The organism is Exiguobacterium sp. s138, assembly GCF_018618775.1.
Classification (GTDB): domain Bacteria; phylum Bacillota; class Bacilli; order Exiguobacteriales; family Exiguobacteriaceae; genus Exiguobacterium_A; species Exiguobacterium_A artemiae.
In genome coordinates this window covers 314,295-329,585 of record NZ_JACSMW010000002.1, presented here as the reverse complement: position 1 = coordinate 329,585, position 15,291 = coordinate 314,295, and the positions used below count along the sequence as shown (strand labels likewise).

Sequence of the window (15,291 nt, the reverse complement as noted above, 5' to 3'; positions counted from 1 at the left end):
TCACTCCCACTGTTCATTGTAGTTCTGATCTTGCTCCATCATCGCTAAATCATCTTGCGTAATCAGAAACAATTGATAATCCGAACGTTCCATCTCTAGTTTAGCACGTTCCACTAAATACTTGGCAGATCCGCCGTGCTCTTCATCATAAACAGATAACAATCCTTGACTTTTTTGAATCATGAACTCCGTTTTATTTCGGAACTGGGATGGATTTTCATACGGTTTTTGACTGATGGCATCCACGAAATCCGCTTGATTCAGCACGGCCAGATACTGGGCTTGAACCGGCTCTTTCCATTTTGACTCTTGTTCCAAAAAAGGAAGCAGGATACCTAAACGGATTTCCGGATAGTCGTGTTTGAGTTCCAAAACGACTTCACACGCCCAAAGTTCACATCCCGGTGCAGCGCTGGTGATGAACCAGGTTGTTCCCATGTCTTCAATCAGGCGGATCATCCGTTCCCGGTAGGCGGCTTTCAGGATGTTGATTCCCGGGTGTTTTTGATCAAAGATCCCGAGTTCTGTCGGTTTATATCCGGTTACTGCGACGACGTTCATTCGCGACACTTCCTTTGCAGGCGTAAGCTCCGATGATTTAGCTCGGCAAATAATCGTTCTCGCCGCGAAGCTAACAACTGTCGATTTTCTAATAGACGTTTGGCTCGTTCAGTATAATCATAAGCAACGGATGGTTGTTTGGCAATGTGCTCGGCCCATTTTGCCAGTTCGATGAATCCTTCATAGGTATCACTTTTTTCAAAACAAGTATTGGCTTTTTCGTGTTGCTGCAGTTTTTTATACAACCGCCCTTGACGCAACCAACCTTCGGCCGTCAATTCGTCCGCCTGTCCGAAATGCTCCGCCGATTGTTCATGAATACCTAAATCGGCTAACCAGATGCCGATGTTCTCACGTACACGTGACGGTGCTTCCTGACGATGGGTCACGAGCCGGTTGCATTCGTCATACAAACTCACCAAAGTCAGACAGTCATGCAGATGGTGTTCAAGCACCCCTTCCATGATTGCCGGATTCTGGTGTTCGACATATTGAAAATAATGCATCGGCGCAAGAAATCCGGGCAAATCATCGGTACGTTCAAATCCAATCCGTTCTTCCATCGCCGTCAAACGGAATGAATCGTACAATCCTTTGAACATCCGTCGGCAGACATGCAGTAAATCCAGGTGGCCGACTTTCGGCAAACGGGGAACACGTTCCCGGACGAAGACGTGCCGGGTCTTAATCTGCGGCCAATCAAAACTTTTTCCGTTATACGTGATGAAACGGACATCTTCTCCGATATCATGCAGGAAATGATGATAAAGTGCTGCTTCATAATGCGGGTGCGGTAAAAAATACTGCCGCATCAGCAGCTGACCTTTTTCAAAACGGGCGAATCCCAGTAAAAAAATCGTTGTTCCCGTTCCTTTTAAGCCGGTCGTCTCCGTATCAAAAAAAATGACTTGTTCGAGCGGGACATCAAGTGCAAGCGGCGGATGCGGCAACTGCAACGATTCAAATACTTCCGCATATGACCGGTGTCCATGTTTTTCCTCAAGAGCATACCGGTGGTCCAACCGGACAATCCATTCGTCTTCAAACGTAAGAATGTCTGCTCCTCGGTCCAGCCAGGCGGTTTGTTCCGCTGTTGTCTTTTGCGCCTCATTGGTTGACGGGCTTGCTGTCGGCTCATTCTCTGTCGTCTTCAACATCCGTCTCAACTTATTTTTCATGATAGTTCCTTCTCCATTTCAGCTAGCATTCTGACCGTCCGCTCTTTTTCATCTGCCAAGCCGATCATTCCGATACATGCCGGACAACCATCCTGGCAAGGGCAGGTCTCAATCGAATCCCGTGCGGCCCGGAGCATGATGCCACGTTGTTTGTAGATGGATTCGGCAAGTCCGACCCCTCCCGGATAACGGTCATACAGGTAGATTGTCGGTTTTTGCGTGTGCGTCGCTTTGACTTGAGGTACGACGAAGACATCGCTTGCATCACACATCAAATACAATGGTGCGACCCTACGCAGACTGTTTGCCACGCCTTCGATGACTTGTTCCAGTTCCGTGCTTGAGGACGCTTCTTCCGGTAAAGAAAACCAGACGCCTGTCGTATGAATTTCTCTTTCCGGAAGATGAATCGGACCCGATCCGATATTTTCATGTGTTCCGAACTTGATTTTCTTGAACATCGTCGCCATCCCGCGGACACTGACATCCCCTCGGGCGACACTGAAGTCTCCATTCGTATAGCTGTCATCCTCATCGAGAACAGACAGTTCGACCGAAAAATTAGCATCCGTATAGTAATCGACGTCGACTGCACGCACGAATGCTTTTTTCTCTTCGAAATCCAGTACTTCGACTTGGTATTGGTCAGCCCCATGTAAATAGATGGCTTCGTCGTGTAATAGCGTCATCGCACTGAACGTATCCATTTCGCCGATGACCCGATTCGGAACCTCGGTTTGGTCGACGATGATGACATTTTCCTGATCACTCGAGCGCAAAGAAATACCGTGAGCCGGAAACGCATCATTCATCCAGTAATACCGTTCCCCACGTTGATGTAAGACACGTTCTTCGACGAGATACTCGAGAATGTCCTCCGTCTCCAGTGTTCCGAATGACTCCCCCTGACGAAACGGCAGTTCGAATGCCGCACATTTAATATGATCGACTGCAATGATCAGATTATCCGGATCGAGTCGCGCGGCTTCCGGTGACTGATTTAGAAACAATTCCGGACGTTCCGCAACATACTGATCGAGCATCCCGGATGAGGCAACCAAAATGATGAGCGCATCATCCTGACGGCGTCCGGCCCGGCCTGCTTGTTGCCACAGCGAAGCAATCGTTCCCGGGTATCCGTTCATGATACAGACCTGCAGTTGCCCGATATCCACTCCGAGCTCGAGCGCATTGGTCGAAACAATTCCCGTGATTTCTCCTTTACGCAATCGTCTTTCAATATCACGCCGTTCACTCGGCAGGTAACCGCCCCGGTAGCCTTCAATCGACTTCGGCCCTAATTCGAATCGGATGAGACTACGAAGATAGGTTAATAAGACTTCGACCCGGACACGCGACCTCGCAAAAACAATCGTCTGAAACTTCTTTTTAATAAAACGTGATGCCAATTGTTTCGTCTCAAGTGTTGCCGAACGGCGTATGCCGAGTTGTGCATTGACAATCGGCGGTTGGTAGACGATAAAATGTTTTCGGCCGGTCGGAGCCCCGTTGTCATCAATCAATTGGACTTTTTTTTCGGTCAACCGTTCCGCCAGTTCTTGTGGATTGGCAATCGTCGCACTTGTCATGATGAAAATCGGATCACTGCCGTAATACCGGCAAATCCGTCGTAACCGCCGGATAACATTGGCGACGTGGCTTCCAAATACCCCTCGATACGTATGCAGCTCGTCAATGACGATATGCGACAGATTTTCAAACAGTTCGATCCATTTCGTATGGTGCGGCAGGATTCCGGAATGAAGCATATCCGGATTCGTAATCACGATATTCCCGGCTTTTCGAACTTTTGTCCGAATCGTCGGTGATGTATCCCCGTCATAGGTAAAACAACGGATGGATGCTTCCATCTCATCAATCAGTTCCAACAATTCACTGTTTTGATCCTGGGCCAACGCTTTCGTCGGATACAGATACAGGGCCCTTGCATTCGGATTCGCTAAAAGATGCGATAAAATCGGTAAGTTAAAACAATAGGTTTTTCCTGACGCAGTCGGTGTTACAATCACCGTCGAAGCACCGCTTTGGACGGTTCGAAATGCTAACTCCTGATGGCGGTACAATGACGTAATGCCTCTGTTTTCGAGCGCTTGACGCAACCGTTCCGGCATTTCTTTTGGAAACGGTGCATACCGTCCAGCAGTCGCTTCCATCGTTTTCATATATGTGACACGTTCCATAAACGAACGATCGGCTTTTAGTTCTTCTAAATAGGTGACAAGTGATTGTTTGGATTCCATTGCCCCACTTCCTTCCTGACCTCCATTATACAAAAAAAGAGAAGCAAGACCGAAGAAACACACCCGTTTCTCCGGTCTTATCTTCTTCTCCTGATCCATTGACTCATTTATTGCTGTGTTTCCGATTCGGACTGTTGATCGGCAGGCGCATTATCTTGTCCTCGGCCTTGATTGCCGTTCGACGAATTCCCCCGGTTTGACTGAGTAGATGCTCCGTCACTTGCAGCCGGTTCATCTGTCGTTGGTTCATCCGTCGTCGGCTCGTCCGTTGTTGGTTCATCTGTCGTTGGTTCATCCGTCGTCGGCTCGTCCGTTGTTGGTTCATCCGTCGTTGGTTCATCCGTCGACGGTTCATCCGTCGTTGGTTCATCCGTCGTTGGTTCGTCCGTTGCCGGTTCGTCCGTCGTCGGTTCATCCGTCGTCGGTTCATCTGTTGTCGGCTCGTCTGTTGTCGGCTCGTCCGTTGTCGGCTCGTCCGTTGTCGGTTGATCTGCTTCAACGTCTGCCACAGTTACCGTCGTTGATACAGGACCGGACTTTTCTCCGGATGCTTTCGCAACGACTGTAAATGTTGTCCGTCCCGGATCAAGTCGATTGATTCCGATCCGGTTCGTTGAGCTGGTACCGAGTACCGATTGCTTTCCATCGGGATCGGTCATCGATACTTCGAACGATACACTGTCATAGCCGTTCGTCCGAAGTGCCGAATCGTTGTAACTCCATGTCAGTTCACCAGACTCCGAGTCTTCATTGTAGGATGCTTGTAAGCCAGTCGGAGCTGGTACTGCCTTTTTTTCGACAACCGGCTCTTTTGTCCCTTTTACGTAAAGTTCCTCACCGATACTGAGGACAGAACTCGGTTGTTCGAACGGAGCAGGTGTCCGGTCACGTGTTTTCGTGACAAAATCTTTCCAGATGTTTTGTGCCATCGTACTGTTGGTCGGTCCGCTTAAGCCGGCACCGTTGTTGTTGCCCGACTTCGTTGTTCCAGTCCAGACACTGATCGAGACGTCAGATGTGTAACCGGCAAACCAAACATCTTTATAAGCATTGGTTGTTCCGGTTTTACCCGCTGCGTCGAACGCAAGGGCAGCACTCGGGAACGTTCCGCCTGGTTTCAGAACATCACGTAACATATCGGTTAGCATGTAAGCCGTATAATCTTCCATGGCTTTTTTCGGTTTGACCGGTGATTTGATTTTTGAGCCGTCACTGTATTCAATCGTTTTGATGATGTGCGGTTTGATGTAGTCTCCGCCATTACCAAGCGTCGCATAGGCAGAGGCCATTTGCGTCGTGTTGAATCCGTGTTTCATCCCGCCAATCGCATACGCCGGTGAAATCGATTCATCTTTTTCTAAGCCCAATCCGGACTTAGCGGCAAAGCTTTCGACGGTATCGCCGCCAATTTGTTGGAACGTCTGGATAGCAGGCGTATTAGCAGAAATCTTCAGCCAGTAGCGAATCGTGTTGGTGCCCCGGTACCCGTCATAATAGTTACCGATCTTTTTACCGTTTACTTCTGTTTCCTGGTCCGTCAGCATTTTAGCTGTCGACCATTTCTCATTTTCAATGGCTGGTCCGTATGCGAAAAATGGTTTTGCCGATGAACCGGGTTGATGCGGTTCTTTAGCAAAGTTACGTCGCGCAGTACCCGTACCGGGCTTTTTCCCGTCGACGATTCCTAAAATCTCACCTGTTTGTGTATTGACCGCTGTCGCTGCTGCTTCCGCGTAATCCGGCAACTGGACGACTTGGTCTTTTTTGATTGCTTCGTTCATATAATCGTGCATCGGCTTATCGATCGACGTATACACTTTTAATCCTTGACCGTAAATATCTTTACCTTCTAGACCAAAAACATCTTCTAACTCTTGCGACACCATGTCAAAGATGACACTGTCGTAAGCCGCGTCGTCTTTCGATTTTGGTACCGGATTGATCAATTTCGAAATCGGTTGATCGACTGCTTTATCTCGTTGCTTTTCTGTGATGACGCCGGTCGTTAACATCGCGTTCAAGACTTGCGTCTGACGCCATTTCGTTAACTTCGGATCTCCTTGAATCGGATCGTATGCGGACGGACGTTGCGGAAGTCCTGCAAGCATCGCTGCTTCAGCATAGTTCAGCTTATCGACTGTCTTGTTGAAGTAGGCTTTTGATGCTGTCTGAATTCCGTAAGATTCTTGACCGTAATAGTTTTTATTCAAATACATCTCAAGAATCTGTTCTTTCGTATAGTCCCGCTCCAGACGAATTGCCAACCATTGTTCCTGAACTTTCCGAGTAATGGTCTTGTCTGAACTTAAAAATGATTGTTTGATGACCTGTTGCGTAATCGTTGAAGCTCCTTCAGAACCGAAACCATCGGTGATATTAGCAATGATGGCGCCGCCTAACCGTCGGAAATCGATTCCGTTATGCTGGTAGAAACGCCGGTCTTCAATCGAAATGAATGCGTCTTTAACGACATCCGGTACTTCTTTAATCGAGACATATTCCCGGCTCGTCCCGCCCTTTTTAATTTCTTCTTTGTTGCTCGCGTAAATTTTTAGCGGCAGGGCATCCCGTAACTTCGACTCATCAAGCTCCGGTGCGGTCGCAACAGCATAGGCCGCAAATCCGCCCCCTGCTATCAGCATCAGGATAAATAATCCTGTCGCGATTAATAGAAGTTTTTTCCAAAGCGGACCTTTACCACCGGACCCACCTGATTTTTTCTTTTTCGGACGCTTTGTCCGATTCGTTTGCTTGGCTGACGTCTTTGTTTCTTCACGACGTGCGACACGACTTCTTTCCATACGCTATCCTTCTCCTTCAATCTGTAAAGTTTCTCAAGTGAAATATAACTCGTCCACTGCCGGTAAATAATCAATCGCAGGAAACGCACCTGTCTCGAGTTTTTTTCCATGCCGTTCGATTTCGTCTAGCGGAATCGATTTTCTGCCCGTTTCCAGTTGCTCCCACCAGGGGAACAGATGCTCGGCAGACAACACATATTGCACATTATACATACTGAATCGAATGATGACAAAACAAATTCCTCCATGTGCAATACATTGGCGCATATGTTCGATTTGGTGGAGATGAAAGTTTTTCAGCGGGAACGACGTTTTATGGTTGGTTTCCTTCGCTTCGAAATCAATGTATTTTCCACGGTATACTCCATTGTAATCGGTCGTTGACGGTTGTTTGAAGTAGGCTTCCTTGACGACTGCAGCGGACCGTTTCGGATAATCGACTTGAACGATTTGAAGAGGAGTCGGTTTCTTGTGAATGATTGCCCGATTATGGGTCAGATAAAACATATTACTTTCATTAATCAATTTTTCAAGCTTCATCCCCCGGTTCGAAAAGGTCGAACCTGTCGTGCGGGCTTTCTGAATCGCCAGACCATGCGGCTCAGCAGGCTTCTGAAATTTCTTACCATTCGGGTAATTCAAAAGGATTCCCCTCCTAACGCGTTTATTGTACCATGATATGTGATTGTATCGTATCGGCCGAGAGGAGTAGTTAAAAACAAATGACAATAGAACCGTTACTTCAAGAGATAGAACGTATTTATCAGGCTGGCCGCAATGGGCAGGAATATGACTTTCAGGCAGAGGTTGTACCCTTCGTCGCAAAAGCCGACATTTTAATTGCCGACTGGCAACAGAACGCACAAAATAGCCCCTATTTACGTCCGGCAATGGTCGAGAGTGCCGTCGATCAGCTGAAGCAACTGTCCGTCCAAGCGTTCCAGCCAAAAACCAGTTTAAAACGCTTTAATGAAACGATCAAGTCTGTCCGTTATATCGATCAACTGATGCAATGAGTCTGAGGACGTCTGTTTTCAGATAGAAAATTTCGAACGTTTCATAATTCTATGTTTTGATAGGATCTTGAACTATCAGGATGATAATTTGACGGATTTCAATCAAACAAAGCATAATGAAAAACAGCAAAGCGTTACCTATGCCCTTTGCTATGAAAGGATGTTGTTTATGTCATCAAAAAAAGTCTGGTCAGTAGAAGGTTATGAAGACAATGGAGTAGAAACCCATCGTCAAGCAAGTAAGACGGAATCGTTTACGAACGAGGCCGATGCTCGTAAAGCGGCTAAAAAAATGGCGGATACATTTGATCACCTCGATGTCTATGTCATTTATACGAATACCGTAAACGGTAAAACAGAAGAACGTTTCTTCAATTCCAATGGATCTTACAGTGATGAAGGATTCGAATGGTAACACCCGGGCCGTCTAGATGACGGCTTTTTTGTATGATAAATCTCCCATAAATTTTTCTCTTTTCCATCGTCTATCCTGTAGAATCATTATCTCGTGTGAAATCCGCTGATTGAAATCAACAAGAAACGTGTTTCGTCATGCAGGAAGGACAGGCTCCATGACGAATATAAAATAACGAACCCTACTACCGGCCACATTGATTATCTGACCACCCGATCATCAAGAGTCGTCCTGGAAAGATTCAGGTATACAAGTTATGTAATAACCATGGATTTATATAGCCGTGTCAGTGTAAAGTTACATAAAGAGGTAATAAATGTGCTTGGTTTTAATAAAAGTGTGCAGTATGTGTGCAATTGGAGGAGATTCGCTTGAATAAAAGAGAACCAAGAAACGTGAAAAACGTTGATGTCAAAGGATTTCCTAGGGCTACAAATCCAACAGCTAAAAAATATGTCATGTTCGTGGATGAGACGGTGGTTGGAAGTAAGCTTACTATATAATAGGAAGTAACATGAATCAGTTCCGTTCACAATCTCTTTTCTTCTTGTTTTGCGACATATAGCTAGTGTGAAATTGAGTGTGTAATCAGAGGAAATATCATAAGTGTGCAATAAGGTGTGCAATGAAAAATTGCACACCTTATTCGTTTCTAAGCGAGGAATACGTGGTAAATAATCATAAATTAGTTAATGTGCAGCTGCTCGTCGTGGGAACGGGAGGTTAGCAAGCGATGAAAATATTATTGTTGGGAGATAATCAATTAGCGATCACTGGGGACATGTTCGAAATCAGACGTGTCATGGAACAACTGACGGCTGGGAACCAAGTTGATTTATTGCTGCGTACAGAATGCATGACCAAAATAAATGTCGTATTGTCTCGTACTCAACAAGCATCTGCTCCAATGTATGAACAAGTCGTGCTGAGTCTGGATTAACCATCCATATAACGGGAAAGGGGAGGTCCCCTTTCGCGAATTCCTGTCGCCCTTCGACTATGACTTCGCCCGACCTCTCCCTGGATTCCCTTATGGGGAGTCTTAATTTTATCATCCAAATCCCTTATTTACCCATTTTAAAATTGTTGTAATCTCCTAAATTTTTCTTTATGTTTAAAGGACGACAAAAATAGAGGAGTCCTCCATGAACGAATGGTTTAAAAACATTATTGAGGTTGCAGCAGCAGTAGGAACACTATGGGCTGCCATTTCAGCACGCCAATCAGCTAAAACTAGTGCTAAACAGTTAGACACACAAATTAATGAACAGGAAAAAGTCGAGCGTCCAAGAATAGTACCGTTGAATAAACAGGTATCAGCCGAAATTCCATTTCCCTTAGTGGACTGGTCAAGAGATGATCATGGTAGGCTGAATTTATTTGTAGGCTACTCAAAATTTAGTGAATTTACAATTCCGATAATCAACACCGGTAAGTCATTTGCTCTCAACGTGGGTTACTGTTACGAAATAGAGGGTGGTATTGAAGCAATTGAAGATAAAGCTTACGATGATCATTATATAATCGGTCCAAGCGCTGAAGAACGGATTCAAAAACTAGATCAATTCGAATTTAGTATAAGAGCTATCGATTATCGAAATTCTGCTGAAAATCGGATTCTGTTTATTGCCGAAGTAATACCTTATATTAACTATATTCCTATTGTTCAAAGTAATGCAACAGAACAATTACAAATACCTAGTTACTTCGTTGCTTTAAGCAATGTTTATTTACTTAACTGTTGGGATGATAGACCGGACAATGAATTGATTAGACCGAAATTGACCCTAACAATTTTTTATAAAGATCAATTTAACAATGAGCACGAGGATAAATTTAGAATGCAGTTAGGTGGCCAAATGAGCCAAAATGGTTCTATTACAAAAGCGTGGATTGAATTTGAGAACAAGGATTGAATTCGAGCTAATAAATCAAAGCAACTAATGAACCCTACCACCGCGATAGGGTTCATTCTTTATTTCGTAAAAATTGAATTCATTAAAACAAAGTATTCCAAGTAGCTAGTCCGACGACCCCATCTGCATCGAGTTTCTTACGTTTTTGGTATGCTTCAATAGCTTTCTCGGTAGCCGTATCATACTTTCCAGTAACAGATGCTCCAACAGCCCGCTGGATACGCTCGATATCCTTTTTAACCATACCTTTTGCCCCTTTATAAAGCGGATTGCCCGGGTACGGTACGATTGCTTTTCCATCACCTTGCGCCGGCTTCGGTTTAGCTGAAGGTTTAGTAGCAGGTGCAGCAGCGAGTACTTTATCTGATCCGTAGCCTTTATAGTTGTACTGCAGGTGTGGTGAGTCGATGAATGTTTCATCTTGTTGGCTGCCGTCCGAGTCCCAGTCCCCGCCCCATGTGAATCCGAGACGTTGAGCTTCTTTAATGGCTTTCTGAATGCTCGAGGCATTATAACCACCCCATAATGCTTTGCCGTCCTTGACCGGTACAAAATCGAGTGCCTGGCCAACAATATGATAGGAGTACATGGTCTGCGATGCGCCGGATGCAACGTTCGCTCGTTGTTCAGCAACAGTACGACGAGCATCATAAACTAAGACCTCAATGCCGTTCTTGACAAGATACTCGTACCATTTGAGTGCGAGTCGTTTTGTGTTCGGTGCTAGTTCGTTTAAAGTTGAGCGGTTTCGTTTATCGTAATACATTATTTTGCCTCCTTTTGTTTTTCATCAGACTTTACTTCAGCAATGCTCACTTCACTTGAAATCGGTGTTACTTGTTCTTCTTCCGCTGCTGCATTCTCGATGATCGAATCGATCGTGCGTGGTTGCTTCTCTTCTTGGAGCTGGGTCAATACATCCACTAACTGTTGCGGCAACGGGACACCAAGCAAGGCAAAATTTTCGGTGACGGATAGAGCCTCCCGAGCAATGTAGTAATAAAGGACAAGCGTCCGCATGATTGGCAACCCGTTATTGACCAGTTCGTCCACCAATACCGCAATGATGACCACAATAAAAACGACGCCCTTTCGGACGCCGCCCCAAAACATGACATCGGAATTAACCTTCTTCAACTTATAGGCAGCTAAGAAGCCACTCATGTAATCGACGACCATTAGAACCACTAAAATTTTCAGTGCAGTATCCCACCCTCCCATCAATGCTGTGATGACTGTCCCTATTAAGGCAATCGATCCCTCAAAAAAATAATGTGTTTTCATAAATTCACTCGCTTCCTTATTCACGATTTTTGAAAATAAAAAAACGTCTTCATTTTGTTTCCAAATGTTAGACGTTTTAAGAACTTGAGTTTTGAGGTGTTCCAAGAATTGCGTTTGCTTCTTCCTGAGTCAGTCGTTTTGCTTCGACTTGATAAAGGACATATGATTCATCGCACCGTCGTTCTTTCCACATTTTCAATACAAATGGATACATTACGCTCATTTGAATAACCTCCCGTTTTTGTTTGTTTTATATCAAAGCTGTGACGTTGTTAGCATCATCACGATGTCTTCAAGCATCGCCACGCTGGATTTTAAGTCTATATTTTCCTTCTCGAGTTGTTCAATCCGTTCGGAATCATTCAAGCCAGGTGGTTTGAAGTAACAAATATGATTGTCTGGATCAAACATGAGCACGTCGTTTTCTTTTTCTGGTTTTGGTAATGAATCATCTAACTTAATGAAATCAAGCATGGTTGAATCTTCCGAATAGAAAACGGCCGTGACTTTATTTCTTTCGTCGTGCTGAACAAATGTATTCATTGGTTACCCTCCTATTAATCAGTGTCAATTGCGACCCAGTTAACCCCGGTTGATGACGTGTTTGTTCTGGTTACATAGATTGTGCAACCTGTCGTAGAAGCGCTAAACGCTGCAACACCCGTGACAGAACTACCAGGGACGGTTGTGTTTGCCGAAACAACGACGGTCGGCGTCTTTTTGAACGGCGTCGGGAATGTGATATTGACACCCGTTGGAACGTTTGCAGCACTAGGTGTAATCGACAATGAACCAGTTTGGATGTTTTGTTGGCCGTACATCGGCGTCCACGCACCCCAAACACCGGTAGATAATCGACGTCTGATATACGTTAAAACGATTACTGTATTACTGTGAGCAACTTGCATAAGTGTCACACCGTCTGTCGGGTGTTTCATTACATGCAGGAACCATCCTTGATCTGGCAATGGTGCATTTGCTTGTCCGGTTACCGCATAAAAGTAACCTGATCCGGTTGCCTGGTTAAAGTCAGTGATTGAAGCGAGACCAAATCCGTTCGCTTGCGTAAGCGGGTACAATTGCGAGTTGTTCCATTTTGCTTTTTCTGCGTCGGTTGTAAAGCGGTGCATCGAATCTTCCGCAATGTTAACGCCCCAATTTCCCCAGGTAACCCCGCTATCAAGTGAGCGGCGATAATAAGAGAGCATTTCCATGTTGTCAGAATAGGAAACTTGCACAATCATTTGTCCGCTTACTTTTACATCAATGAACCATCCAAACACATCATCTGGAACGTTTAACCCGAATTTAGGGATGTAGTAACGACCTTCTAAATCAAGGTAGTTAGCATTTGTTTCGCCAGTCGATCGGTCAGCAAGTGCCAGGTTTGGTTTTCCTGTGACTTCTCCCCAGGCAACATTTCCCCATGCTGCGGAATTGGCTGTTGCTCCCGCTTTAAGGACTTTCCCGCTGTTGGTTGTTCCGGTTGCAGGAATGTGCGAGTTACCGTCTCCCGTTGGATGCGCATAGACGGTTGTATTCGCACCATCAATGGCAATGACACCGTTCGTTGCTGGATTGGTGACTTTATTCGCACCAGTGGAAACGCCGTCCAGTTTAACTTTATCTGTCGCACTCATAAGACCGTTTGCGGATGTAGTCGCTACCGCTGTGCTCGCCTTTGCGTTCCATGTTGCCTTTTCCGTGTCGGTAACAAATCGTTTCGTTGCACTTTCGACAATCATTGCTGCATCATGTGTAGTTGGATGCGTGTACACCGTGACTTGCGCTCCGTCAATTGCAATGTTCCCGTTTGTCCCGCTGCTCACTGTCTTGTTTGCCCCGGTTGAAATACCATTCAATTTCACTTTGTCCGCAGCTGCCATGAATCCATCGGTTGTTGTTGTGGCGTCGGCGTGATCGTGTGAAGCGGCTGCCTTTCCATCTAGTGTTGATTGAAGGTTTGTCACGTCTGCGATAGTGTGACCATGTGCGGATGGTGCGAACGTCGAAGGAACGCCCGTTAATTCGCTGTATGCCACGTTACCCCATGCAGCTGAACCGGCTGTTGAACCGGCTTTGAGAACTTTCGTGTTATTCGTCGTTCCTGTCGCTGGAACGTGCAAATTACCGTCGCCAGTAGGATGCGAATAGTTGTTTGCATTGGCAGCAATGCCAGCCAGTTTCGTGAAATCTGCTGCACTCATTAATCCTGCTACTGATGCCGTGGCAACCGCTGATGTTGCTAAATCAATCCAAGTGGACCAAACAAGCGGCGACCCCGAACCATAACGAGTCCATAATTTCTTTCCGCCACTATCAAACGCAATTTGTGTGATACGATCCGTTGCGGATGCTGTAACTAAAATATTTCCATAGGCGAAACCGGCTGGACCATTTGTGATTGTTGTTCCGATTGCATAAATACCGGTGGTTGTATATGTGTTTAAATCGACACTGTTTGCCCGAGTATCATTCCGTGGAACCGATGCCGCTTCTGCATTTGCTTCCGCTGCATTTGCTTTCGCCTGTGCCCCTGCCGGTGTCTCTTTTGCGTTCCACGCTGCCTTTTCTGCATCTGTCGTGAATCGGTTTGATGCGTCTTGCGTGATGATTGACGGTGAATGATTCGCAGGGTGCGTGTAAACTTGCGCCGGTGTACCATCAATGGAAATTTCCCCGTTGTTTACGGTGTTCAGTACCTTGTTTGCTCCTGGTGATACTCCATCAAGTTTCGTTTTATCAGTTGAACTCATTAAGCCGTTCGCTGTTGTCGTGGCGACTGTTGTACTTGCTTTCGCATTCCAGGTATTGCGTTCAGCTGCGGTGATGTGCTTCACGGAATCGCCGGCGTGTGCATCGACTTTCGCTTGCGCTCCTGCTGTTGTTTCAACTTCTAACCAGTCATTCCAAACACCGTTGAAAAACACACGCCAAAACTTGCGGTTGTTTACCGCTGGTGTAGAATTGGCCACAAATTCTTGAACAAGGTAATTAGCGCTAACTGCGTGAACCAATACCCATCCTGTCGTGAATCCAGCTGGTCCGTTTGTCATAGCTGATCCGTAAAAGAAACCCGTATCTTTGATTGTGTTTAAATCGCTGTTAGAAATTGAAATAGAATACCCGTTCTGTTCCGTCAGTTTCTTCAATTGAGCAGCATCCCATTTTGTGCGCTCCGCTCCTGTAATATGACGGACATTATCATTCAAATGACTTGTCAAATCGTTATCGACTTCGTTGATTGCAAGGACGACGCTTCCTTTTGCTGTTGTAACTAGCGTTGCCAGGGAACCCACCTTGTTATCAGCTGCCAGTTTCGCATCTGTTACCGATCCGTCCGTAATGTTAGCGGTAGGGATCAAAGGAATTTGAGCAATCGGAATCTTTGTTGTGGCGTCCAGTGTAGCAACACCGTTTGCAGCTGCTCGCTGTGTGAGCGGGATTTTTGCATCGGTTGATGTTTTCAATTCGTTCACTGCTACCACGACCGTTGTTTTCGCCGTCGTCGTGAGCATTGCCAGGGAACCGACTTTAATATCTGTCACAAGATCAGTGTTCGTAATCGAACCGTCCGTGATTTGTGCCGATCCGATGGCCGGTAATTGCGCAGCGGTCAACTTGCTATCCGCTCCCAGGGTTGCAACACCATTCGCAGCGCCTAATTTTTCCGAGTGAACCGAACTTAACTGCAATTCTTGCAAAGCGTAATACGTGTTATACATCCACCAGTTCCACCAGGCAGCGGGTGGCTTTTCACCAATCAACCAACCTTCTGTGATTTTCGATGCCGGCGGCTTTGTACCGGCGTTTTTCCATTCTGGAAGTGCTTGTGTAAAAGGCATGATTTAACCCCCTA

Annotated in this window: 14 protein-coding genes; 4 read left to right on the top strand and 10 right to left on the bottom strand. The window is 45.9% G+C overall.

What is annotated here, in order from left to right; genetic code table 11:
* The 5 genes from KNP91_RS05540 to recU all read right to left on the bottom strand — a co-directional run bounded on the left by KNP91_RS05540 (position 1) and on the right by recU (position 7,449).
* Entirely contained in the window at positions 1-561 is a 561-nt protein-coding gene (locus KNP91_RS05540) for an SLOG family protein (RefSeq protein WP_214764433.1), read from the bottom strand.
* Positions 558-1,739 (bottom strand): ribonuclease H-like domain-containing protein, encoded by a 1,182-nt coding sequence (locus KNP91_RS05535; protein ID WP_214764426.1) that lies wholly within the window; start codon positions 1,737-1,739, stop codon positions 558-560. The genes KNP91_RS05540 and KNP91_RS05535 overlap by 4 nt, the downstream gene beginning before the upstream one ends.
* The gene (locus tag KNP91_RS05530; protein ID WP_214764419.1) at positions 1,736-4,000 is read right to left on the bottom strand and encodes a DEAD/DEAH box helicase; all 2,265 of its coding nucleotides are present in this window, start codon (positions 3,998-4,000) and stop codon (positions 1,736-1,738) included. The genes KNP91_RS05535 and KNP91_RS05530 overlap by 4 nt, the downstream gene beginning before the upstream one ends.
* A 107-nt stretch (positions 4,001-4,107) precedes the next feature.
* A complete protein-coding gene (locus tag KNP91_RS05525; RefSeq protein ID WP_214764408.1) occupies positions 4,108-6,801 on the bottom strand; it encodes a transglycosylase domain-containing protein in 2,694 nt (897 codons plus the stop codon).
* Between the two features lie 33 nt (positions 6,802-6,834).
* Positions 6,835-7,449 (bottom strand): Holliday junction resolvase RecU, encoded by a 615-nt coding sequence (recU, locus tag KNP91_RS05520; RefSeq protein ID WP_041261972.1) that lies wholly within the window; start codon positions 7,447-7,449, stop codon positions 6,835-6,837.
* Positions 7,450-7,523: 74 nt separating this feature from the next.
* On the opposite strand from recU, the gene KNP91_RS05515 reads away from it, so the two are divergent.
* The 4 genes from KNP91_RS05515 (at position 7,524) to KNP91_RS05500 (ending at position 10,148) form a co-directional block, all read left to right on the top strand.
* Positions 7,524-7,817, top strand: coding sequence for a DUF1798 family protein (locus KNP91_RS05515; protein WP_214764403.1), 294 nt, complete (start codon positions 7,524-7,526; stop codon positions 7,815-7,817).
* 169 nt (positions 7,818-7,986) lie between these two features.
* Entirely contained in the window at positions 7,987-8,232 is a 246-nt protein-coding gene (locus tag KNP91_RS05510; RefSeq protein ID WP_214764401.1) for a hypothetical protein, read from the top strand.
* Positions 8,233-8,965: 733 nt separating this feature from the next.
* A complete protein-coding gene (locus KNP91_RS05505; protein ID WP_214849036.1) occupies positions 8,966-9,172 on the top strand; it encodes a hypothetical protein in 207 nt (68 codons plus the stop codon).
* Positions 9,173-9,377: 205 nt separating this feature from the next.
* Positions 9,378-10,148 carry a hypothetical protein gene (locus KNP91_RS05500; protein WP_214849034.1) on the top strand — a complete coding sequence of 257 codons (771 nt, stop codon included), beginning with the start codon at positions 9,378-9,380 and terminating at the stop codon, positions 10,146-10,148.
* Positions 10,149-10,230: 82 nt separating this feature from the next.
* Here the strand turns inward: KNP91_RS05500 and KNP91_RS05495 are convergent, their stop codons facing one another.
* The 5 genes from KNP91_RS05495 to KNP91_RS05475 all read right to left on the bottom strand — a co-directional run bounded on the left by KNP91_RS05495 (position 10,231) and on the right by KNP91_RS05475 (position 15,277).
* The gene (locus tag KNP91_RS05495) at positions 10,231-10,914 is read right to left on the bottom strand and encodes a peptidoglycan-binding protein (protein WP_214849032.1); all 684 of its coding nucleotides are present in this window, start codon (positions 10,912-10,914) and stop codon (positions 10,231-10,233) included.
* Entirely contained in the window at positions 10,914-11,432 is a 519-nt protein-coding gene (locus KNP91_RS05490) for a phage holin family protein (RefSeq protein WP_214849030.1), read from the bottom strand. Before KNP91_RS05490 ends, KNP91_RS05495 begins: the two co-directional genes overlap by 1 nt.
* A gap of 76 nt (positions 11,433-11,508) precedes the next feature.
* The gene (locus KNP91_RS05485; RefSeq protein ID WP_214849028.1) at positions 11,509-11,655 is read right to left on the bottom strand and encodes a hypothetical protein; all 147 of its coding nucleotides are present in this window, start codon (positions 11,653-11,655) and stop codon (positions 11,509-11,511) included.
* Between the two features lie 32 nt (positions 11,656-11,687).
* Entirely contained in the window at positions 11,688-11,975 is a 288-nt protein-coding gene (locus KNP91_RS05480; RefSeq protein WP_214849025.1) for a hypothetical protein, read from the bottom strand.
* 14 nt (positions 11,976-11,989) lie between these two features.
* A complete protein-coding gene (locus KNP91_RS05475; RefSeq protein ID WP_214849023.1) occupies positions 11,990-15,277 on the bottom strand; it encodes a hypothetical protein in 3,288 nt (1,095 codons plus the stop codon).
* Between the last annotated feature and the right edge of the window lie 14 nt (positions 15,278-15,291).

Coding starts and splice junctions, on each gene's coding strand:
- KNP91_RS05540 (WP_214764433.1), bottom strand. CDS start 561: ATGAACGTCGTCGCAGTAACCGGATATAAACCGACAGAACTCGGGATC.
- KNP91_RS05535 (WP_214764426.1), bottom strand. CDS start 1,739: ATGAAAAATAAGTTGAGACGGATGTTGAAGACGACAGAGAATGAGCCG.
- KNP91_RS05530 (WP_214764419.1), bottom strand. CDS start 4,000: ATGGAATCCAAACAATCACTTGTCACCTATTTAGAAGAACTAAAAGCC.
- KNP91_RS05525 (WP_214764408.1), bottom strand. CDS start 6,801: ATGGAAAGAAGTCGTGTCGCACGTCGTGAAGAAACAAAGACGTCAGCC.
- KNP91_RS05515 (WP_214764403.1), top strand. CDS start 7,524: ATGACAATAGAACCGTTACTTCAAGAGATAGAACGTATTTATCAGGCT.
- KNP91_RS05510 (WP_214764401.1), top strand. CDS start 7,987: ATGTCATCAAAAAAAGTCTGGTCAGTAGAAGGTTATGAAGACAATGGA.
- KNP91_RS05505 (WP_214849036.1), top strand. CDS start 8,966: ATGAAAATATTATTGTTGGGAGATAATCAATTAGCGATCACTGGGGAC.
- KNP91_RS05500 (WP_214849034.1), top strand. CDS start 9,378: ATGAACGAATGGTTTAAAAACATTATTGAGGTTGCAGCAGCAGTAGGA.
- KNP91_RS05495 (WP_214849032.1), bottom strand. CDS start 10,914: ATGTATTACGATAAACGAAACCGCTCAACTTTAAACGAACTAGCACCG.
- KNP91_RS05490 (WP_214849030.1), bottom strand. CDS start 11,432: ATGAAAACACATTATTTTTTTGAGGGATCGATTGCCTTAATAGGGACA.
- KNP91_RS05485 (WP_214849028.1), bottom strand. CDS start 11,655: ATGAGCGTAATGTATCCATTTGTATTGAAAATGTGGAAAGAACGACGG.
- KNP91_RS05480 (WP_214849025.1), bottom strand. CDS start 11,975: ATGAATACATTTGTTCAGCACGACGAAAGAAATAAAGTCACGGCCGTT.
- KNP91_RS05475 (WP_214849023.1), bottom strand. CDS start 15,277: ATGCCTTTTACACAAGCACTTCCAGAATGGAAAAACGCCGGTACAAAG.